Below are 21381 nucleotides of genomic sequence, written 5' to 3'. Positions count from 1 at the left end.
CCGCAGACTCTGTTGTCGGGGTGGGGCGGCCACTGGTGTGTGTGTTCCGTGGGGCCGGCGCCCTGTCGCAGCTACCTACCGTCCGGTCGTTAGACCGCGCTGAACCGCCACTGCTGGTTGGTGGCGCTGTGGCAGCCCCACTGCAGCAGCCGGGCCCCGTCGGCCGTCGAGGCGCCGTTGACGTCCAGGCAGAGCCCGCTCAGCGCGCTCTTGACCGTGTAGATCCCGGCGGTGCCGGTCGCCGTCACGGTGAACTTCTGCTGGTTGGCGTTGGTGCAGGTGCTGTGTTGCAGGAAGGCGCCCTGTGCGGTGGACCCGCCGGTGACGTCCAGGCACTTGCCGCTGTGCACCGCCTTGAGGTAGACGGCGCCGCCACCAGCGTCCACCGCCTGCCACCTCTGGTTGTTACCGCCGGTGGCCGCCCACTGCACGACCTGGGCGCCGTCGGCGGTGGAGTTGCCACTGACGTCCATCAGCTTGCCGCTGTGCTGCGCCGTGAGGGTCCAGGTGCGGCCGGCGATCCCTCCGCCGTCGGTGCCGGGGACCCCCACGCCGTTGCCACCGAAGGTGAACGCGTCGAGGTCGAACCAGTTGGACGAGCTGCCCTTGAACACCATGTAGAGCGTGTGCGTCCCGGACAGGGCCGCGACGCTCACCGCCGGCGTGGACTGGTAGTTGTCCCAGCCGCCGGTGCTGGGCACCGTCGTGGTGGCCAGCAGCGTGCCGGTCGGCGAGTCGGCCCGCAGCTCGATGGAACCCCCACCGCTCGGTGACGACAGCCGGTAGCTGACGGTGCTGATGCCCGACAGGCTCATCGGGTTGAACGCCACCCAGTCGTTGTTGGAGATGTCACCGACGCGCTTGCCGCTCTCCGCGGCGGCCTGGTCGACGATCCGCACGCCGGACTGGCTGCTGAAGTACTCGGCCTGCTTGTGCTTGGGTTGCAGGATCGCCTGGGCGTAGCCGGTCAGCGGCGCCGCGCCACCCGAGCCACCGTTGTCGGTGTAGCGGGCGTTGAGCACGTAGTACAGGTTCGCGCCCTCGGGGTGCCCACCGAGCAGGTCGGTGGAGATGGTGCCCGAACAGCCCGGGTACTCGGTGGTCTCGTGCGCGTGGTCGTCGTGACCGAGTGCCGGGTTGACGAACACCTTGGTGCAGTCGATGGCCGCGCCGCCGGGGTCGGAGACACTGACCGTGTACGAGACCTTGTCGCCGAAGTTCAGCATGCCGCCGTTGGGCGGCACCGTGATGGTGACGACCGGGGCGGTGTTGCCGACGGTGATCTGCACATTGGCGAAGCCGGTCTTGCCGGTGTTGTCGGTGACCTTCAGCTGCGCGGTGTAGTTGCCGTTGGTGGTGTAGGTGTGTGCCGGGTTGGCTGCCGTGGACGTGCCGCCGTCACCGAAGGTCCACTGGTAGCTGAGGGTGTTACCGGCGTCCGGGTCCGCCGTGCCGGCGCTGCTGAACTGGACGGTCAGCGGGGCGCTACCGCTGGTGGGCGTGCCGACGGCCTTCGCGATCGGTGAGCGTCCACCCTGGATGTAGTCGATGCGGTAGAGCCCGGAGTCGTTGTTGCCGCCGCCGAAGTTGGAGCCCCACTCCAGCAGGTACAGCGAGCCGTCCGGGCCGAACTCCATGTCCATCGGCTTGTTGAAGTTGCCGCCGGGCATGAACGAGTTGGTCCGGGTGACCGCCGTCGACGAGTCGAAGTGCGTCTCCTTGATGTAGTTGCGCGACCACTCGTAGAAGAAGTGCACGCCGTCGTAGTAGGCCGGGAACTTCGTCGCCGAGGGGTTCGCCGCGTTGTAGCGGTAGACCGGCCCACCCATCGGCGCCGACCCGCCGGAGCCCAGCTCCGGGAAGGTCGTCGAGGCGGGGTAGCCGTACCACATGTTGGGCGCGACGATCGGCTTGAGGTTGACCAGGCCGGTGTTGTTGGGCGAGTTGTTGACCGGGGCGTTGCAGTTGAACTTCGCCCCGACGACGCCGGTGTCCGGGTTGAACGGCGCGTACGGCTGGTTGTCGCCGTGGCAGAAGGGCCAGCCGTAGTTGCCGGCGGCCTTGATCACGTTGAGCTCGACGAGCCCCTCGGGGCCCCGGTTGGTCGTCGGAGGGTTGCGGTCGGGGCCGTAGTCGGCCAGGTAGACCCAGCCGGTGGATGGGTCGATCGAGAAGCGGAACGGGTTGCGGAAGCCCATGGCGTAGACCTCGGGTCGGGTCTGCGCCGTGCCCTGGGGGTAGAGGTTGCCCGTCGGGATGGTGTAGCCACCGCTGGCCGACGGCCGGATGCGCAGCAGCTTGCCGCGCAGGTCGTTGGTGTTGCCGGCGGATCGGGCGGCGTCCAGGTTGGCCTTGCCCGACCGCCAGTCCAGCGGGGCGTAGCCCTGCCAGTTGGGGTCGAGGTTGGGCGGGGTGTCGTCGCCGGTGCCGATGTAGAGGTTGCCGTCCGGGCCGAACTCGATGTAGCCGCCGGTGTGGCCGGGCTCGGCGAAGGTCCGGTCGCGGGTCGCCGGGATGTCGATGATCCGGGCCTCGCTGGCCAGGTTCAGGGTGTCACCGGTGAGCGTGTAGCGGGAGACCCGGTTGACGTCGGTCGTGCTGCTCGCCGGCGAATGGTAGACGTACACGTACCCGTTGCTGGCGAATGCCGGATCCAGCGCGACGCCGGTGAGGCCGTCCTCACCGCCGGTGTAGACGCTCAGCGTGGCGGCGGTGACGGTGCTGTTCGTGCTCGGCTTGAAGAGCTTGACCTGTCCGCCGCGCTGGACGTAGAGCACGCGGCCGTCGGGCAGCACCGCCAGCGCCATCGGGTCGGCGGTGTTGTCGTCCAGGGTGCGCTTCTCGAAGTTGCTCCAGACGGTGCCGCCGCAGTCCCCGGGCTGGTTGCCGGCGGCCCACTTGACGCCACCGAGGACGTGGTTGCGGAAGTTCGTCTCGCTGTACGACTCGATCGCGTGGCCCATCGCGGTGGCCCACACCCGGCCGCCACCGGCGTTGCGACACCACGAGATCGGGTGGTCCGGGCCCATGGCCCGGGAGCCCGGGTTGTACGTGCGCTCGTCGGCGGTCACCAGGACGTGCACGTTGCCACGCGGGTTGGAGTCGAAGTTGTACCACTCCTCGCTGCGGTTCCAGCGGTCCGGCAGGCCGACCGTCGACGGGTGCTGCTTGTCGGCGACGATGGCGGTGCCGGGGAGCACGCCGGGGGAGTGCTCGGGCATGTGGGCGCCGCCGTTGAGGGTCTGGTCCCACCAGGGGTACTCACCCTCGATGCCCATGTCCAGGGCGTTGTGGATGCCCACGATGCCCTTGCCGCTGGCCAGGTAACCCTCCACGGCCTGGCGCTGGGCTGCCGAGGTCCAGACCATGCCGGAGGTCTGGAACATGATGATGACGTCGAAGGTGGCGAGGTTGGCGGGCGTGAAGACACTCGCGTCCTCGGTCGCCACCAGCTCGAAGTTGTTCGCGGCCGCCTGCTGCTGGAACATGGAGATTCCGGCCGGGATCGAGTCGTGCCGGTAGCCGACGGTCTTGGTGAACAACAGGGCGCGGAAGGCCGGGGCGGCCGACGCCGGCGGGGCCAGGCCGAGGGCCAGTAACAGGCCGACGATCATTCCTATGATCATTGTGGGGCGACGCATGCCGTCTCCTAGGTCTGGGCGGGCAACTCCGTTTGCGCGCACGGGTCCGGCGCGCGTCAGGTTGTGCCTGGGCGCGCGTGGGCCACGAATGTGCTGGTCGCGGTCGTCGTGCCGTCCGCCGAAACGGCAGTCAGCCCCGCAGGACGTCACACAGCGTGACGTGGGCTGTGTGTGCGTCCCTGGTCTGCGAGGTCAGGATGGGCTATCCACTGATAGGTGTCAATGTAACGTCGAGCGTCTGATGTTACCTCCGAGTAGGAGTGGTCGGGTCTGAGCCGCCTGAGCCGGCAGTCGAGCCGATCGAGTGCCGGGCCTGGCAGTCGCCGCAGATCGAGGATTGCGGACCCGCATCCAAACATCTATCTTCATACGTGTGATGTTTCCTCGATGTCAAGGAAATGTTTGCACCATAAAAACGCAAGTTCTGCAGCAGCCTGCGAAAGTGCGTCGCTCAGCGCATCGAACGGCCTACCGGCCGCTGTGCCGACCTCGTCGATGACTACTATCTGTAAGGGCTATCGGGATGTCAGACCCACCACCGGCACCGCTGCTGGCCCTGCGGGGCATCGGCAAGTCCTTCCTCGGCGTGCGCGTCCTCGACGGTGTCGACCTTGACGTGGCGCCGGGCGAGGTGCATGCGGTCGTCGGTGAGAACGGCGCCGGAAAGTCGACGCTCATGAAGATCATTTCTGGTGGGTACGCCCCGGACGAGGGCACCGTGGAGTTCGCCGGCGAGCCGCGCGCGTTCCACGGCCCCCGCGACGCGCAGCGGGCCGGCGTCGGCATCATCCACCAGGAGTTCAACCTGCTGCCCGAGCGCACCGTCGCGGAGAACGTCTATCTGGGCCACGAGCCGGTCCGGCGCGGGCTGGTCGACCGCCGCGAGATGCTCGACCGCACCCGGCGCCTGCTCACCTCGATCGGGGAGACCGCGCTGCCAGCCGACTCCCGGGTGGGGCGGCTCGGCGTCGCCCAGCAACAGGTCGTCGAGATCGCCAAGGCGCTCGCCCTGGACGCGCGGCTGCTCATCATGGACGAGCCGACCGCGGCGCTTGCAGACCAGGAGGTCGAGCTGCTCTACGGGCTGGTCCGCCGGCTCCAGGAACGCGGCATCGGCCTGCTGTACGTCTCGCACCGGCTCACCGAGGTCTTCGACCTGTCCAGCCGGATCACGGTCCTCAAGGACGGCCGCCGGGTGACCACCGTGGACACCGAGCGGACCAACACGGACGAGCTGGTGCGACACATGGTCGGCCGCGAGCTGTCCAGCTACTACCCGCCGCGGGCCGACCCCGGCGACCGCGGGCCGGTGCGACTCACCGTCCGCGGCGGGGGCAACCGGAAGCTGCGGGGGGTGGACCTCGAGTTGCGCTCCGGCGAGGTGCTCGGCGTCGGCGGCCTGCAGGGTTCCGGACGATCGGCGCTGGCCCGTGCGCTCTTCGGGGTGGCCCCGTTCACGACCGGCGACGTCGAGCTCGACGGCGAGCCGGTGCGGCTGCGCTCGCCGCGTGCCGCGATGCGGGCGGGCATCGCGTACGTCACCGAGGACCGCAAGGGTGAGGGCATCGTGGCCCGGCAGTCGGTGCTGGACAACGCGCTGCTCGCCAGCCGGGCCGTGTTCGCGGCACGGTCCGGTCGCGCCGCCCGGACCGCACGCGTGCGTGAGCTGCTCGACGCCGTGGAGGTCCGTGCCGCCGGTGACGACCAGGAGATCCGCTTCCTCTCCGGCGGCAACCAGCAGAAGGTCGTCCTGGCCCGATGGCTCGCGCTGACACCACGGATCCTGCTCTTCGACGAGCCGACCCGGGGCATCGACGTGGGCGCGAAGTCGGCCATCCATGATCTCGTCCGCCGCCTCGCGACTGACGGCGCGGCCGTCCTGATGATCTCGTCGGAGTTACCGGAGCTGCTCGGCATGAGCGACCGGATCGTCGTCCTGCGGGACGGCCGGATCGCGGGCGAGCTGCCCGCCGGCGCGACCGAGGAGGACGTCGTCGCCCTCGCGGTCGGCGCCGTCCGGGAGGCCGCCGCGTGAGCGCGAGGAGTGAGCCGGGTGTGCGAGCCCCGCAGTCGCGAATGGAGATCGCTCTGTGACCGCCCTGTCGCTTCGTCCGGCTCGACGTGCCGTACCGGGCGTGTTCGTGGCCCTGGCCCTCACCCTGGTCATCGGCTGGCTGGTCGTCATGCTCGACGGCGGCCAGCTCTTCAACCAGTCGACGACGGTGAGTCTGCTGCACGTCGCGGCCGGCCTCGGGCTCGTCGCCGTCGGGCAGACCCTGGTCATCCTCGGCGGTTCGCTCGACCTCTCGGTGGCGTTCGTGATCAGCCTGAGCACCCTCGTGGCGGCCGAGGCGATGAACGGCAGCGACGGCGCGTTGCTTCCGGCGATCGGGCTGGCGCTCGCGGTCAGCGCCGCGATCGGGCTGCTCAACGGTGTGCTCGTCACCAAGCTGCGGATCAACGCGTTCATCGCGACCCTCGGCGTCGGGTTGCTGCTCAAGGGCTATCTCGACAACGGCTATGACGGCCCGGCCGGCGAGAGCGCCCCGGCTCTCGTGCGGACTCTGGGGTACCAGCGGATCGGGCCGGTCCCGGTGTCCTTCCTGCTGCTGCTCGCCGTGACCGCGGTGGCCTGGTTCGCGCTGGCGCGTACCCGCTTCGGCCATCACCTCGTCGCCGTCGGCGGCGATCCGGAGGTCGCCCGGCTCTCCGGCGTCCGCAACGACCGGGTCCTCATCACCGCCCACGTGCTGTGCTCCCTCTGCGCTGGCCTGGCCGGCGTCTACCTGGCCAGCCGACTCGGCTCCGGCGCCCCACGGGTGGGCACCGAGGGGCTGTACGACCTGGAGTCGATCGCCGCGGTGGTCCTCGGCGGCACCGCCCTCGCGGGCGGGCGCGGGGGAGTGCTCGGCACGGTCGGCGGCGTGCTGCTGCTCGCCAGCATCGACGCGGTGTTCAACCAACTCGAGGTCGACGCGTTCTTCAAGCAGGTGATCCGCGGCGTGATCATCATCGCCGCGGTCGCCGTCTACGCCCGACGGGCCATGCGAAAGGCGGGGTCCTGACCATGCGGGTCGCCGAACGTCGTCCGCTGCCACTGCGGATCCGCACCGACGGGATCGCGCCGATCGTCGCGCTCCTGGCGGTTCTGCTGATCCTCGTCGCGTTCGTCCAGCCCGACTTCCTCGCGCCGTCGTCGCTGATGTCGTTCCTCGGGCGCTCCGCGCCGATCATCCTGCTCGCCGCCGGTCAGTACTTCGTGATCGTCTGCGGAGAGTTCGACCTCTCGGTCGGCTCCCTGGTCACGGCGCAGGTCGTCGTCGCCGCCCGGCTCATCGACAGCGATCCGTCGCGCACCTGGCCGGTGGTCCTGCTGCTGCTCGCCGGCGGCGCGCTCGTCGGGCTGGTCAACGGTCTGGTCACGACGGTGCTGCGGGTGCCGTCCTTCATCACCACCCTCGGCATGTTCCTGATCCTCGTCGGCGCCGTGTACCTGTGGTCCGACGGCGCTCCGAAGGGCGGGCTCTCCGAGGAGTTCCGCCGCTTCGGCCGACGGTCCATAGAGGACGTGCCGCTGCTGGGCCGGATCCCGTACGCGCTGCTCGTCCTGGTGGTCGTCGCCGCGATCGCCGTCGTGCTGACGCGCTCCGACTTCGGTCGTACGCTGGTCGCCGTCGGCGACAATCCGCGCACCGCCGAGCTGAGCGGCGTACGGGTCGCGCGTACCAAGACGATCGCGTTCATGCTCAGCGGCCTCGCGGCGGCGGTCGCGGCGATCCTCCTGGGCGGGTACAGCGGTGTGTCGTTCCAGGCCGGCGTCGGGCTGGAGTTCGGCGCGATCACCGCGGTCGTGCTGGGTGGGGTCGCCCTCGGCGGCGGCCGCGGCTCGGTCGTCGGGGCGATGCTCGGTGCCCTGACCCTCGAGACGCTCTTCGCGCTGATGAACTTCACCGGCGTCTCCGGTGCCCTCAGATCGACCGTCCAGGGCGTGATCATCCTGCTCGCCGTGGCGGTCTCGTCCCTGCGTTCCTCCTCCTCCAGATAAAGGTGATTCGATGAGACGAACCATGACCGCCCTGGCCGCGGCGAGTGTCCTGGTGCTCGCGGGATGCGCCACCGACGAGCCGACGGCGTCACCCTCGGGCACCGCCTCCGCGGCGGCCGGGTCGGGGACCGGGGAGCAGTCCAAGTTCTTCGTGCAGGCCGACTACGACAATGAGCTGGCCCTGCTCGACGCCGCCCCGACGGGCCCGGCCGACAAGCCGTGGGAGCAGGTGCTCAACCCGAAGATGGTGGACACCGCGAAGTTCAAGAAGCCCGGCAAGCACAAGATCTGCTTCTCCAACGCGGCGCTGAACAACCCCTGGCGGCAGGTCGGGTTCAAGACCATGCAGGCCGAGGTCGAGGCGCAGCGGAGCCGGATCAGCGAGTTCGTGCACGTCGACGCCGAGGGCAAGGACCAGAAGCAGATCGCCGACATCAACGATCTGCTCGGCAAGAAGTGCGACGCCCTCATCGTCTCGCCGAACACCACCGCCACGCTCACCCCGGCCGTCGAGGCCGCCTGCCAGGCGGGCCTTCCGGTGGTCGTCTTCGACCGGGGGGTCAACACCACCTGCCCGGTGACCTTCATCAACCCGGTGGGCGGCTACGGCTTCGGCCACGTGGGCGCGGAGTTCGTCAGCCAGAAGATGAAGCCGGGCGGCAAGCTGCTGGCCCTGCGCATCCTGCCGGGCGTCGACGTGCTGGAGACCCGCTGGTCCGCCGCGAAGATCGCGCTGGACAAGGCGAAGGTCGACGTCGTCGGGGTCGAGTTCACCGACGGCGACCCGGCCAAGACCAAGAAGATCGTGAACGACTACATCCAGCGGTACGGCACGATCGACGGGGTCTGGATGGACGCCGGAGCGGTAGCCGTGGCGGCGGTCGAGGCGTTCCAGGACGCTGGCAAGCCCGTACCGCCGATGAACGGCGAGGACCAGCTCGACTTCCTGAAGCTGTGGAAGGACAAGAAGCTCACCGCCATCGCGCCGACCTACCCGACGTACCAGTGGCGGACGCCGATCATCGCCGCGCTGAGCATTCTCGACGGAACCCAGGTCTCCAACCCGTGGAAGCTGCCGCAGCCCACGATCACCCAGGACAACCTGGACCAGTACCTCGACGCGAGCATGCCGCCGCTGCACTACGCGATGTGCGGCTGCCGCGACCTGCCCGGCTATCCGCAGCGCTGGAAGTAGGTTCGCGGTGTACGCCATCGGCGTCAACCCCTGGGTGTGGGCCTCGCCGGTCGACGACGAGGCCCTCGCCCGGCTGATCCCGCGGATCGCCTCCTTCGGGTTCGACGCGGTCGAACTGCCGATCGAGCAGCCCGGCGACTGGGATCCGGTCCGCACGCGGGACCTGCTGGCCGCGCACGGCCTCGTCGCGGCCGGGGTCTGCGCGGTGACCCCGCCCGGGCGGGACCTGGTGGATGCCACGCCGGCCGTCGTCGAGTCGACCGTCGCGTACCTCATGGGGTGTGTGGCGAGCGCGGCGGCGGTCGGCGCGCCCTGCGTCGGCGGCCCGGTGTACGCGGCGGTCGGCCGCACCTGGCGGATGTCGGCGGCGGCCCGGGCGGCCTGCTACGCCGACTTCCGGCGGGCTCTCGCGCCGGTCGCCGACCGGGCCGGCGAGTGCGGCGTGAGCATCGGCGTCGAGGCGCTGAACCGCTACGAGACGAGCGTGGTCAACACCGTCGAGCAGACGATCGAGCTGATCGACGGCCTGCCCCCGAGCGTCGGCATCATGATCGACACGTATCACATGAACATCGAGGAGGCCGACCCCTACGCCGCCCTCGCGCTGGCCGGTCCGCACATCAAGCACGTCCAGGTCAGCGGCACCGACCGGGGCGCGCCCGGCGCGGATCACTTTGACTGGCCCCGCTTCTTCTCCGTCCTGCGGGGCACCGGTTACCGGGGCGCGGTCTGCATCGAGTCGTTCACGGCAGACAACGCGACAATCGCCACCGCGGCGTCGATCTGGCGGCCCCTGGCCCCCTCCCAGGACCGCCTCGCCGTCGACGGCCTGCACCACCTACGGAAGGTCGTCGCCTGACCTGGCGTCGGCACGCCCACGTTGTTAGCGCTAACCACCACCCGCCACCCTCCGAGCCCGCCTCGTCGAGGCGTCCCCCACCCCCACCACCACAGGAGACCGTCCCGTGTCCCTCTCATCCATCTCCGTGGCGCGCAGGCTCTTCGCCGGCGCCGCCACGGCGGCACTGACCGCTCTGGTCGCCGTGACCGCCTCGGCCACACCGGCCTCCGCGGCGACCACCACCCTCTACGCGTCCCCGTCCGGCAGCGGCAGCACCTGCTCCGCCAGCCAGCCGTGTTCGCTGGCCGGCGCGCAGGCAGCGGTACGGACGCTCAACAGCTCCATGTCCGGCGACATCGTCGTGGAACTGGCCGACGGCGTGTACCGGCTGACCTCGCCGATGCGGCTGACCGCCGCCGACTCCGGCACCAACAGCTACCAGGTGATCTGGCGGGCGGCGGCCTCGGCCCGCCCGACGATCAGCGGCGCGCGGGCGGTCACCGGGTGGTCGCTCGTCGACTCCGGAAAGAACATCTGGCGGGCCAGCGTCCCCGCCGGGCTCGACAGCCGCCAGCTCTACGTCAACGGCGCCGTCGCCACCCGGGCGCGGACGGCCGTGAATCGCGCCGACTTCACCTTCACCACGTCGGGCATGCGGTTCAGCAACAGCGCGCTGAACTACCTCAACAACCTCGGCAACCAGAACCGGGTCGAGGTGGAGAGCGTCGGCTCGTTCACCGACCGGTACTCGCCGGTGCAGAGCATCAGCGGCAACTTCCTGACCATGCAGCAGCCGGCCTGGAACAACAACACGTTCGGCTTCGACACCCTGTCCCGCCCGCACCGGGCCGGCCCGTTCTACCTGGCCAACGCGTACGAGTTCCTCGACTCGCCGGGCGAGTGGTATCTCAACCCCGGCAGCGGCCAGCTCAACTACATCCCGCTGGCCGGGCAGAGCATGAGCTCCGTCAGCGTGGAGCTGCCGCAGCTGCAGTCCCTGGTCAACGTCGGCGGCACCTACGACGCGCCCGCGCACCACATCTCGTTCAGCGGGATCACCTTCACCGGCACCAGCTGGCTCGGCCCGAGCAGCAGCAACGGTTTCGCCGACCAGCAGACCGGGGCGCACATCGTCGGCACCTGGGCCCGCCCGTCCGACGCGTTGACCTCCTGCCAGGAGGGTTGCCCGCTGTTCGAGGCCACCCGCCCGAGCTGGGCCCAGATGCCGGCCGCCGTGCAGGTCTCGGCGGCCAACACCATCGCCTTCAGCGACTCCCAGTTCGTCAACCTGGGGCAGACGGCCATCGGTATCGGCAACGACGCCAACGCCCACGCCAGCGGCGTCGGCCTGGGCGCCAGCAACATCACTGTCACCCGTTCCGAGATCGCCCGCAACTCGGCCGGCGGCATCGTGGTCGGCGGCGTGCGCGCCGACGCCCACCACCCCAGCGACCAGCGGATGGTCAACCGGAACATCACCATCAGCAACAACCGGGTGCACGACCTCGGCCTGGAGTACCGCGGCGTGGTCTCGATCCTGACCACCTACGTGAACACCGCGCTGGTCTCGCACAACGAGGTCTACAACATGCCGTACACCGGCCTCTCGGTCGGGTACGGCTGGGGCGCCAACGACGCCGGCGGCAGCAACCACTACGCCAACCGGGGTCTCTACAACTACCAGCCCCGCTACTCCACGGCGACCACCGCCGCCAACAACCAGGTCATCGGCAACTACATCCACGACGTGATGCAGCAGATGACCGACGGCGGCTGCATCTACACGCTGTCGGCGAACCAGGGCGGGACCATCAACGAGAACTACTGCCTGCGGACCAACGGCTGGTTCGGGCTCTACTTCGACGAGGGCTCGCGCTACTACACCGCCCGCAACAACGTGTTCTCCTCCACCGGCACCTGGGCCACCGCCAACTACTACTACGCCGAGAACATGGGCAACTTCACGGTCACCAACAACTGGTCGACCAACGGCAGCACGAACGTGACCAACGGCGACCGCGGCAACGTCGTCAACGGCAACGTCACGGTCTCGAACGGCAGTTGGCCGTCCGGCGCGCAGACGGTGATCAACGCTGCCGGCGTGCAGAGCGGCGGCAGCACCAACCCGCAGAACGTGCAGCTCGTCGGCGTCCAGTCGGGTCGCTGCGCCGAGATCGGCAACTCCAGCACCACCAACGGGACACAGGCCCAGCTCTGGGACTGCATCAGCGGCGCCGCCAACCAGCGGTGGACCCACACCGCGAGCCGGCAGCTCATGGTGTACGGCACCAAGTGCCTGGACGCCTCGGGTCAGGGCACCACCAACGGCACCGCCGTGGTGATCTGGGACTGCAACGGCCAGGCCAACCAGCAGTGGAACGTCAACGCCAACGGCACGATCACCGGCGCGCAGTCGGGTCTCTGCCTGGACGCCAACGGCGCCGCGACGGCGAACGGCACGAAGCTCATCCTCTGGGCGTGCAACGGCGGCACCAACCAGCAGTGGCAGCTGCGTAGCTGACATCTGGTTCGCCCCGGCCGGCCGCACCCCGGCCGGGGCGCCCCGGCGGCAGGCCGCCGATAGATCGGGGCCCGTCATTGCTGCCGGTCATCGACCAGCAGAAGTGTTAACGCTAACCCGAAACAGGTCACGCCCGCCCCAGGGGCGTACCCCAGCATGGGAGTGAATTCATGGAAACCAACGGTGCGCTTCATCCCGCCGCCCCACCGAAGCGCTGGCGGTCGGGGCTGGCCGCGGTGGCGGCGACCCTGCTCGCCGCCGGCACCCTCGTCGGGGTGAACGCGGCGCCCGCGGCGGCGGCGACGGTGGACACCAACGCCTGGTACGTCCTGGTCAACCGCACCAGCGGCAAGGCGTTGGACGTGTACGGCCAGGCCACCAACGACGGCGCGCGGATCACCCAGTGGACGCGCAACAACGGCAGCAACCAGCAGTGGCAGTTCGTGGATTCCGGCGGCGGTTTCTACCGGTTGAAGTCGCGCCTCTCCGGCAAGGTCCTCGACGTCAGCGGCGCGTCGACCGCCGACGGGGCGGCGATCGTGCAGTGGACCGACAACAACGCGGCCAACCAACAGTTCCGGCTGGCCGACTCCGACGCCGGAAACGTCCGGTTGATCGGTCGGCAGAGCGGCAAGGCCGTGGAGGTCCAGGGCGCCTCGACCGCCGATGGCGCCAACGTCGTTCAGTACGCCGACCTCAACGGCGCCAACCAGCAGTGGCAGCTGGCCAAGGTGTCGGGTGACACCGGGACCGGTGGAGGATGCGGCAAGAGCCCCACGCTGGCCAACGGCACCCACACGATCCAGAGCAACGGCAAGAGCCGCAGCTTCATCCTGCGGCTTCCCGCCACCTACTCCAGCAGCACCCGCTATCGGTTGATCTTCGCGTTCCACTGGCGGGGCGGCACCGCGGCCGAGGTCAACTCGGGCGGCACGAGTGGGACGCCGTGGTCCTACTACGGGCAGCAGGAGCAGTCGAACAACACGGCGATCCTCGTCGCGCCGCAGGGCCTCGGCAACGGCTGGGCCAACTCCGGCGGCGAGGACATCACCTTCGTCGACGACATGATCCGGTTGATCGAGGGCGACCTCTGCGTCAACACGGCGCAGCGTTTCGCGCTCGGTTTCAGCTACGGCGGTGGCATGAGCTACGCGCTGGCGTGTGCGCGGGCGAACGTGTTCCGGGCGGTGGCGGTGTTCAGCGGCGCCCAGCTCAGCGGGTGCAGCGGCGGCACCCAGCCCATCGCGTACTTCGGTCTGCACGGCATCACCGACTCGGTGCTTCCCATCTCCTCGGGGCGGTCGTTGCGGGACACGTTCGTCCGCACCAACGGCTGCGCCGCGCAGAGCCCGCGGGAGCCGGCCTCGGGCAGCCGTACGCACATCACCACCGCCTACTCCGGGTGCCGGGCCGGATATCCGGTGCAGTGGGCGGCGTTCGACAACGGCCACATGCCGGGGCCGGTGGACGGCACGTACGCCGAGAGCGGCATCACGACCTGGACCAAGGGCGAGGTGTGGCGGTTCTTCGCGCAGTTCTAGCGGTCCCGCTCGGCGACCGCGACACTGTCGCGTCGACGCCTGGACGTCGACGGGCGGCACGTCGAAACATGGAAGTAGTTGAATTCGACGAAACGGCTCCGTAATATGGCCGGCGTCTGCTGTTAACGCTAACAGTGGGCGCGTAGACATTTATGATGCCCGCCTCATCCGGGCGGCTGTCCCTTGAAGGACGGCATCACGAAAGGATGCTCCCGCATGAAGCGAATCGTCCGAGCCCGGCACTGGGGGCGGGCAGCGGCGGCCGGGCTGCTCCTGGCCGCCGTCCTCGTGGGCCTGCGCGCCCCGGTGGCCCAGGCACTGGAGAACGGCGTCGCCCGGACACCCCCGATGGGGTGGAACAGTTGGAACTCGTTCGGTTGCAACATCAACGAGGGGCTGATCCGGCAGACGGCCGATGCGATGGTCAGCAACGGCATGCGCGATCTGGGCTACCAGTACGTCGTGGTCGACGACTGCTGGTTCAACCCGAACCGCGACAGCTCCGGCAACCTCCAGGGCGACCCGACCCGCTTCCCCAGCGGGATGAAGGCGCTCGGCGACTACCTGCACGCCCGAGGGCTGAAGTTCGGCCTCTACCAGGTGCCGGTCGACAAGACCTGCGCCCAGTACTTCAACAGCTACCCGGGCGCGACCGGCAGTCAGGGCCACGAGGCGCAGGACGCCCGGCAGTTCGCCGCCTGGGGCGTCGACTACCTCAAGTACGACTGGTGCTCCCCCAACGGCAGCATCAACGATCAGGTCACCACGTTCGCGAAGATGCGTGACGCGCTGGCCGCGACCGGCCGGCCGATCGTCTACAGCATCAACCCCAACAGCATCCACGCCAAGACCGGTCCGCAGCGCAACTGGGGCGACGTGGCGAACATCTGGCGGACCACCGAGGACATCACCAACGCGTGGGACACCGGGCAGACCAACGGCTACCCGATGGGCATCCAGAACATCATCAACGTCAACGTCCCCCTGGCGCCCTACGCGCGACCGGGTGCGTTCACCGACCCGGACATGATGGAGGTCGGCCGGGGCGGCATGAACGACACCGAGATGCGCAGCCACTTCGCGATGTGGGCCGTCATGGCGTCGCCGCTGATCGCCGGCAACGACGTGCGCAGCATGAACTCGGCGACGCAGACCATCCTCAAGAACGGCAACCTGATCGCCATCAACCAGGACTCACTCGGGTTGCAGGCCAGCCAGGTCTCGTTCGACGGCACCCGCCGCGTGCTCGCCAAGCGGCTGGCCAACGGTGACGTCGCCGTCGCCCTGTTCAACCAGGGCGGCTCGACGACGACGATCTCCACCACGGCCGCCGCCGTCGGCAAGTCCGGCAGCTCCTTCACCCTGGTGGACGCCTGGAGCAACGCCACCACCACCAGCACCGGCAGCATCTCGGCCAGCGTCCCGGCGCACGGCACTGTGGTGTACCGGGTCAGCGGCGGCGGCACCAGCACCCCGCCGCCGACGACGCCGCCGCCGTCGACGCCCCCGCCGTCGACCACCTCCTTCGCGCTGGCCAGCGTCGCCTCGGGCCGCTGCCTGGACATCCCGCAGAGCAACACCACCAATGGCACCCAGCCGGTGATCTGGGACTGCAACGGGGCCGCCAACCAGCGCTGGACGGCCAACGGGCAGACCCTCCAGTCGCTCGGCAAGTGCCTGGACGCGCCCACCAACGCCACGGCGGGCAGCAAGGTCCAGATCTGGGACTGCAACGGCGGGGCCAACCAGCGGTGGACCCTCAACGCGAACGGCACGATCAGCGGGGCGCAGTCCGGCCTGTGCCTCGACGTCAACAACAACGGGACCGCCAACGGCACCACGGTGCTCCTCTGGTCCTGCACCGGGGCCGCCAACCAACGCTGGACCCAGCGCTGACGGCAGTACCGACAGGTCCGGGCCGGGGCGGAGTCGCCCCGGCCCGGACCTGCGTCGTCGCGGTCCTGCGGCCGGACGCTGACCGGTCCGCCGGCGACCGGGTCGGGCGTGGTCGCGGTGGGCCCGCGAATCAGGTCGCGGCGACCGTCCCCGCCGCCTGGATGGTCAGCCCGGTCGACGCGTCGTAGCGCACCGGAATGGGGTCGGTGAGTTCACCGACGAACGACCCGTCGACGTGGTCGAGGAAGCCGATGAGCGACCAGTCGTCGGCCGGTCCGGGGACCAGCCGGGGCGCGTACAGGTGCGGGTGGGTGACCGGCCGGGCGGCCGCGATGTCCCACGGCCCGCGGACGCTCCGCCCGGTCGCCACCCAGATCCGGTGGTCGTCGCGTCGGGCGCTGGCGGTCGCGTCGGTGGAGAACAGCAGCAGGGGCTGCCCGTCGACGACCGCGACCTGGGGCACCTCCAGGTGACCGAACCCCGCCGGCGTCGACAGCGGCGGTCGGACGGTCCAGGTGAGCAGGTCGGGGGAAGTGGCGTGGCCGACGACGCCCCGCGTGTCCGCCGTTCCCGTGTTGGCGCGTGCCGTGATGAGCATGTGCCAGCCGTCGCCGTCCGGGTCGGGAAACACCCAGGGGTCGCGCCACGCCTGCTCGTACCACAGGTCGGTGTCGAGCAGTTCGTACCACGTCGGGTCGGCCTGCACGACCGGCTCGCAACCGTGACGATGCCAGGTGATCAGGTCGTCGGATACGGCCAGACCGATCCGTTGGACGAGCCCGTCCTCGGCGCGGGAGACCCCGGTGTAGTAGAGGTACCACCGCCCGTCCGGGCCGCGGACGGTGCACCCGGTCCAGGTCGCGAGGTCGTCCCAGGCCGGCGCGTCGGCGGGTACCACGGCGTCGGCGACCAGACGCCACGTGTGCAGGTCCGTCGAGACGGCGTGGCCGATCGAGGCGCGGCGGTGGCGGCGGTGCGGGTCGTGCAGGGCGCGGGACGCGCGCAGGAAGAACACGTGCCAGAGGCCGTTGTCGTCCCGCGCGTACCAGCTGTCCCACACCCAGTGGTCGGCTAGACGAAGCATGGCCGGAAACGTAGCACTAAACCGGTTTAGCTGACGGAGGCGTCGACCCCGCCCACGTCGTAGGGCGCTCGGGTCAGCCGGCGGGGGGCGCGAGGGACCGCCGTCGGCGCAGCGGCATCGCGACGAGTGACGGCTCGGCGGGGCCACCGTCGAGGAGCAGCTCGACCGCGCGCCGCCCCATCTGCTCGTGGGGCAGCGCCGTGGTGGCCAGGCTGGGGCGCAGCCAGGCGGCTATCGGGTCGTCGTCGAACGAGATCACCGAGATGTCGTCCGGGACGCTCAGGCCCGCCTCGCCGAGCGCCTGGTAGGCGCCGAAGGCCAGCCGGTCGTTCATGCAGATGACCGCGCTGGGTCGCGACGGCCTGCTCAGGAGCCCGCGCATGGCGGCGTAGCCGTGCTCGGGCAGCCACTCGGTGCAGAAGCACTCCGCGAGGAGGCTGACGCCCGCGTCGCCCAGCGCCTGCTGGATGCCGCGCAGGCGGGCCCGGGCGGCGAGGGAGATCTCCGGGTCGCCCTCCTTGAGCCGGTTGCGGCCGATCAGCGCGATGGCGTCGCGGTGGCCGTGCTCCAGCAGGGCGGTGGCGACGGTGCGACCCGCCCGGTCGTCGTCGGGAAGGACGCAGGGCAGGCCGTCGGCGCTGGTGGCGTTGAGCAGCACCACCGGGCCGCCGAGGATGGCCGGGGGCACCGTCAGTCGCCGGGTGGCCATGGCGGCGTAGATCACGCCGTCGACCTGTCGGTCGAGCATGGCCTCGATGGCGTACTGCTCGAACGTGGCGTCACCCTGCGTCTCGGTGATGAGCAGCACGTGGTCACGCTCGCGGGCCGCGTCGAGCGCGCCGCGGATGAGACCGCCGGCGAAGCGGGTGGTGGCGACGATGTCGGAGACGAACGCGATGGTCGCGGTCTTGCGGGTACGCAGGCTGCGCGCCGCGAGGTTGGGCCGGTAGCCCAGCTCCTCGGCGGCGGCGAACACGCGCTGGTGTGCCTCGGCCGAGAGCCGCGTGCCCTCCCTGCCGTTGAGCACCATCGACGCGGCGGTCTTGGACAGCCCGGCTCGCCGCGCGACGTCGGCCAGGGTTGCTCTGTTGCGGCCCATCAGTCCTCCGAATCGGGCGCGGCGCCACGGGCTCCGCTCCTGCCCATCATGATGCGTCGGCGCCCGGACTCTGGCCCCGGTCGGGTCGGGCGTCGTGTGAAGTCGATGTTTCCGGACCGTTGCCAGGTTGTCCTTGACAGCCTCCCGTGTCACGCGCATGCTCTGCTAAATCAGTTTAGCGACCACTTTTGGCGCGTCTGGAGACGTCGTCGGCCGCCGTGCTGAGGGTCAACGGTGGCCGGAACGTCTGCTGCGGCCGGGCGACCGCCACGACGTGCCTGTCGTGGCTGTTCAGCCGGTCGCGGTGGTCCCGGTGGAGCCGTCGCGCGGCCCTGGGTCGCGGGACGCGCGGAGGAATCTAGGAGTCATAAAATGGCAGAATTGCTGACGAAAAGCCCGCGACGCAGAGCGGTCATCCTCGCGCCGTTGCTGGTGATCGGGCTCGCCGCGACGGCGTGCAGCGCTCCGGGAGCCGACCGGTCGTCGACCGCCGGGCCCGACGCCGCCGTCAAGACCGACCTGGGCACCGCGCCGATCAAGCTGGAGATGTACGCGGAGACCGGCTTCCCGCTGGCCAAGGCGCTCGCCGACGAGTTCACCAAGCAGCACCCGAACGTCACGTTCGCCATCCGCGAGGACCAGTTCACGGTGATCGTGGAGAACGCGCCGCGCGTCATGGCCTCGGACAACGCGCCCGACATCATCCGGCTCCCCACGATGGTCGACCTGGTGAAGGACGACCTGCTCAAGAACCTCGACCCGTACGTCAGCGCGTACGGCTGGGACAAGTTCCCGGCCTCGCAGCTCATGCAGTTGCGCGTCGGCGACAACACCCGGGGCACCGGCTCGCTCTACGGCATGGGGCTCGGCTACAGCGTCACCGGCGTCTTCTACAACAAGAAGCTGGCCAGCCAGGTCGGCATGACCCAGCCGCCGGCCACGGTCGCCGAGTTCGAGCAGTTGCTGGCGAAGGCGAAGACCAGCGGGGTCCAGCCGATCATGCAGTTCAACAAGAACACCGCGGGAATCAACTTCCCGCACCAGGCGCTGCAGAACCAGTTCGGTGACCCGGCCCAGGTCGCCGACTGGATCTTCCAGAAGCCGGGGGCCACCTTCGACACCCCGGCCGCGTTGAAGGCCACCCAGACCATCCAGAAGTGGGCCCAGGCCGGCTACTTCCCGAAGGACGCCAACGCTCTGGACTACGCGGGCATGGTGGGGCAGTTCCAGAAGGGCAACGGCCTGTTCATGTTCAACGGCGACTGGGAGTCGGCCAACCTGGACAAGGCGATGCCCGGCAACGTGGGCTTCTTCCTGTTCCCGGCCGAGACCGCCGGTGGCAAGCACGTCGCGATGTCCGCCCCCAACACCTTCGGCGTCTCCGCGAAGGCCAAGAACCCGGACACCGCCGCGTACTTCCTGAACTGGGTCCACACCAACGCCAAGGCGCGGGAGATCGCCGTGACGGTCGGCGGTTCCAGCCCGGGCGGCCCGAGCGACCTGCCGGTGCCGGCCGCCGCCCCGAACACGGTGCTGGCCGAGACCCTCAAGGCGGCGCAGCAGCTCGGGGCCGAGAACGGCGCGGTGGACTTCACCGCCAACGCGACCGGCGGCATCTTCGCCGCCGCGATCACGCCGGAGATGCAGAAGCTGGTCGCCGGCCAGCAGACGCCCGAGGGATACGTGAAGGCGGTCCAGGCCGAGTACGCGAAGGAACTGTCCCGATGACGTCTGCCCTCGGCAGCGCACCAACCGGGCGGGACGACCAGGTGTCGCCGACGGGTCGTCCCGCCCGTTCCACGTCCACGCGGGCCCACCGACGCCGGTGGGCCCGCGCGGCCGGGACCGGCTGGTTGTACGTCCTGCCCGCCCTGCTGATGTACGCGGTCTTCGTCCTGCGCCCCCTCGCCCTGACCGTCCAGTACTCGTTCTACGACTGGAACGGAATCGGCGTCGCCCGCTGGGCGGGCCTGGACAACTACGTCACCGTGTTCACCGACAGCGACCTGCTGAAGATCATCTCCAACGCGATCATCCTGATCGTCTTCTTCAGTTTCATCCCGGTCGCGCTCGGGCTGCTGGTGGCGAGCATGGTCCGCCGGATCACCACCGGCGCGTTCGGGACGGTCGTCCGGACGATCCTGTTCCTGCCACAGGTCATCCCACTCGTCGCGGCCGGCATCGCGTGGAGTTGGCTGCTCTCGACCAACGGGCTGGTCAACCAGGTGTTGCGCGCGCTCGGGTTGGGTGGCCTCGCCCGCGCGTGGCTCGGCGACTTCGACACGGCGCTGCCCGCCGTCGGGGTGATCGGCGCCTGGGTCCTGCTCGGTCTCTGCACGATTCTGCTGGTTACCGGCATGAGCAAGATCGACCCGGCGCTCTACGAGGCCGCCCGGCTGGACGGCGCGGGGCCGGTCCGTGAGTTCCTCGCGGTGACCCTGCCCAGCCTGCGCCAGGAGATCGGGGTCTGCCTCACCGTCACGATCATTGCCGCTCTGGCGAGCTTCGACATCGTCTACATCTCCACCAGCGGAGGCCCGGGTCTGCAGACCACCGTTCCCGGCCTGGAGATCTACCGCCTCGCCTTCTCGCAGCGTCAGGTCGGGCTGGCCTCGGCGCTCGCCGTCGTGCTCATGCTGCTGGTGCTGGCGTTCGTGCTGCCGATCCAGCGACTGACCCGCAAGGAGAAGCCGTGAACCTGAGCCGACGTGAGCAGGTGACCGGGCGAGTCTTCCTGATCGCCCTGATCCTCGTCACCTTGCTGCCGTTCGTGAGCATGCTCTCGGCCGCCCTGCAACCGCGCGGCACCGTACCCGACGGGCTGGCCTGGCCGTCCGACCCGCAGTGGGGAAACTTCGCCGACGCGTTCACCGCCGCCAACATGGGCGCGCTGCTGCGCTCCAGTCTGCTCATCGTGGCCGGCGTCGTACCGGTGTCGGTGCTCATCGCCACCATGGCCGGCTTCGGGCTGGGCCAGTTGCGGGTGCCCGGCGGCCGGCTCGTCTTCGGCCTGCTGCTGCTCGGACTCACCCTGCCGTTCGAGGCCGTGGTCACCCCGCTCTACTACCAGATGCAGGACCTCGGGCTGCTCAACACCCGGTGGGCCATCATCCTGCCGCTGATCGGCCTCTACATGCCGTTCGCGGTGTTCTGGATGCGTGCCCACTTCACCAACGTGCCGGTCGAGCTGTCCGAGGCCGCCCGGGTGGACGGCAGCAGCACCTGGCAGCTGTTCTGGCGGGTCCAGGTGCCGCTCGCCCGACCGGCCATCGCGTCGCTGACGATCCTGATGTTCCTGTGGACGTGGAACCAGTTCCTGCTCGCGATCGTTCTCGTCGACGACGCCACCAAACGCACGATGGCCGGGGCGCTCGGTGCTTTCCAGGGCCAGTGGGGCACCGACCTGGTGCTGCTGTGCGCTGGTTCGCTACTGATCCTCACCCCTACCCTCATCGTGTTCCTGATCTTCCAGCGACAGTTCATCAAGGCCCTGATCCAGGGCTCACTGAAGGGATAGG

14 protein-coding genes are annotated in these 21381 nt (G+C 69.6%); 11 read left to right on the top strand and 3 right to left on the bottom strand.

What is annotated here, in order from left to right; genetic code table 11:
* Positions 1-89 precede the first annotated feature (89 nt).
* Entirely contained in the window at positions 90-3641 is a 3552-nt protein-coding gene (locus ABZU46_RS13495; protein WP_354857251.1) for a ThuA domain-containing protein, read from the bottom strand.
* A 523-nt stretch (positions 3642-4164) separates the two neighbouring features.
* Between ABZU46_RS13495 and ABZU46_RS13490 the strand changes: the two genes are divergently transcribed.
* From ABZU46_RS13490 to ABZU46_RS13455, 8 genes are all read left to right on the top strand, one after another.
* Positions 4165-5676 (top strand): sugar ABC transporter ATP-binding protein, encoded by a 1512-nt coding sequence (locus ABZU46_RS13490; protein WP_354857248.1) that lies wholly within the window; start codon positions 4165-4167, stop codon positions 5674-5676.
* Between the two features lie 55 nt (positions 5677-5731).
* Positions 5732-6706 carry an ABC transporter permease gene (locus tag ABZU46_RS13485; protein ID WP_354857246.1) on the top strand — a complete coding sequence of 325 codons (975 nt, stop codon included), beginning with the start codon at positions 5732-5734 and terminating at the stop codon, positions 6704-6706.
* A 2-nt stretch (positions 6707-6708) separates the two neighbouring features.
* Positions 6709-7686, top strand: a complete 978-nt coding sequence (locus ABZU46_RS13480; protein WP_354857244.1) for an ABC transporter permease — start codon at positions 6709-6711, stop codon at positions 7684-7686.
* Positions 7687-7696: 10 nt separating this feature from the next.
* Positions 7697-8881, top strand: coding sequence for a substrate-binding domain-containing protein (locus ABZU46_RS13475; RefSeq protein WP_354857243.1), 1185 nt, complete (start codon positions 7697-7699; stop codon positions 8879-8881).
* 7 nt (positions 8882-8888) lie between these two features.
* Positions 8889-9740, top strand: a complete 852-nt coding sequence (locus ABZU46_RS13470; RefSeq protein WP_354857241.1) for a sugar phosphate isomerase/epimerase family protein — start codon at positions 8889-8891, stop codon at positions 9738-9740.
* 106 nt (positions 9741-9846) lie between these two features.
* Positions 9847-12243, top strand: a complete 2397-nt coding sequence (locus tag ABZU46_RS13465) for an RICIN domain-containing protein (RefSeq protein ID WP_354857240.1) — start codon at positions 9847-9849, stop codon at positions 12241-12243.
* Between the two features lie 170 nt (positions 12244-12413).
* On the top strand, positions 12414-13784 hold the full coding sequence (locus ABZU46_RS13460) for an RICIN domain-containing protein (protein WP_354857237.1): 1371 nt from the start codon (positions 12414-12416) through the stop codon (positions 13782-13784).
* A 216-nt stretch (positions 13785-14000) separates the two neighbouring features.
* A complete protein-coding gene (locus ABZU46_RS13455; protein ID WP_354857234.1) occupies positions 14001-15680 on the top strand; it encodes a ricin-type beta-trefoil lectin domain protein in 1680 nt (559 codons plus the stop codon).
* A 130-nt stretch (positions 15681-15810) separates the two neighbouring features.
* Here the strand turns inward: ABZU46_RS13455 and ABZU46_RS13450 are convergent, their stop codons facing one another.
* Together ABZU46_RS13450 and ABZU46_RS13445 are read right to left on the bottom strand one after the other, a co-directional pair.
* Positions 15811-16911 carry a family 43 glycosylhydrolase gene (locus tag ABZU46_RS13450; protein ID WP_354857232.1) on the bottom strand — a complete coding sequence of 367 codons (1101 nt, stop codon included), beginning with the start codon at positions 16909-16911 and terminating at the stop codon, positions 15811-15813.
* Positions 16838-17863: a LacI family DNA-binding transcriptional regulator gene (locus tag ABZU46_RS13445; protein ID WP_354857230.1), complete on the bottom strand. Its 1026-nt coding sequence runs from the start codon at positions 17861-17863 to the stop codon at positions 16838-16840. The genes ABZU46_RS13450 and ABZU46_RS13445 overlap by 74 nt, the downstream gene beginning before the upstream one ends.
* 372 nt (positions 17864-18235) lie before the next feature.
* Here ABZU46_RS13445 and ABZU46_RS13440 point away from each other — a divergent pair, with 372 nt between their 5' ends.
* From ABZU46_RS13440 to ABZU46_RS13430, 3 genes are read left to right on the top strand one after another with little or no spacing between them, the layout of a single operon-like run.
* The gene (locus tag ABZU46_RS13440) at positions 18236-19591 is read left to right on the top strand and encodes an extracellular solute-binding protein (RefSeq protein WP_354857228.1); all 1356 of its coding nucleotides are present in this window, start codon (positions 18236-18238) and stop codon (positions 19589-19591) included.
* Positions 19588-20559, top strand: a complete 972-nt coding sequence (locus tag ABZU46_RS13435) for a sugar ABC transporter permease (RefSeq protein WP_354857226.1) — start codon at positions 19588-19590, stop codon at positions 20557-20559. Before ABZU46_RS13440 ends, ABZU46_RS13435 begins: the two co-directional genes overlap by 4 nt.
* Entirely contained in the window at positions 20556-21380 is an 825-nt protein-coding gene (locus tag ABZU46_RS13430) for a carbohydrate ABC transporter permease (protein WP_354857223.1), read from the top strand. The genes ABZU46_RS13435 and ABZU46_RS13430 overlap by 4 nt, the downstream gene beginning before the upstream one ends.
* Position 21381 lies beyond the last annotated feature (1 nt).

This window comes from Micromonospora sp. NPDC005197, assembly GCF_040608295.1.
Taxonomy (GTDB): Bacteria; Actinomycetota; Actinomycetes; order Mycobacteriales; family Micromonosporaceae; genus Micromonospora.
The sequence above is the reverse complement of the archived record's forward strand: the minus strand, read 5'-3'. Positions and strand labels throughout refer to the sequence as shown.

What these genes read in the sequence shown, in the direction of transcription:
- ABZU46_RS13490 (WP_354857248.1), top strand. Translation starts at nt 4,165, where the DNA reads ATGTCAGACCCACCACCGGCACCGCTGCTGGCCCTGCGGGGCATCGGC.
- ABZU46_RS13445 (WP_354857230.1), bottom strand. Translation starts at nt 17,863, where the DNA reads ATGGGCCGCAACAGAGCAACCCTGGCCGACGTCGCGCGGCGAGCCGGG.
- ABZU46_RS13455 (WP_354857234.1), top strand. Translation starts at nt 14,001, where the DNA reads ATGAAGCGAATCGTCCGAGCCCGGCACTGGGGGCGGGCAGCGGCGGCC.
- ABZU46_RS13475 (WP_354857243.1), top strand. Translation starts at nt 7,697, where the DNA reads ATGAGACGAACCATGACCGCCCTGGCCGCGGCGAGTGTCCTGGTGCTC.
- ABZU46_RS13480 (WP_354857244.1), top strand. Translation starts at nt 6,709, where the DNA reads ATGCGGGTCGCCGAACGTCGTCCGCTGCCACTGCGGATCCGCACCGAC.
- ABZU46_RS13495 (WP_354857251.1), bottom strand. Translation starts at nt 3,641, where the DNA reads ATGCGTCGCCCCACAATGATCATAGGAATGATCGTCGGCCTGTTACTG.
- ABZU46_RS13460 (WP_354857237.1), top strand. Translation starts at nt 12,414, where the DNA reads ATGGAAACCAACGGTGCGCTTCATCCCGCCGCCCCACCGAAGCGCTGG.
- ABZU46_RS13435 (WP_354857226.1), top strand. Translation starts at nt 19,588, where the DNA reads ATGACGTCTGCCCTCGGCAGCGCACCAACCGGGCGGGACGACCAGGTG.
- ABZU46_RS13440 (WP_354857228.1), top strand. Translation starts at nt 18,236, where the DNA reads ATGGCAGAATTGCTGACGAAAAGCCCGCGACGCAGAGCGGTCATCCTC.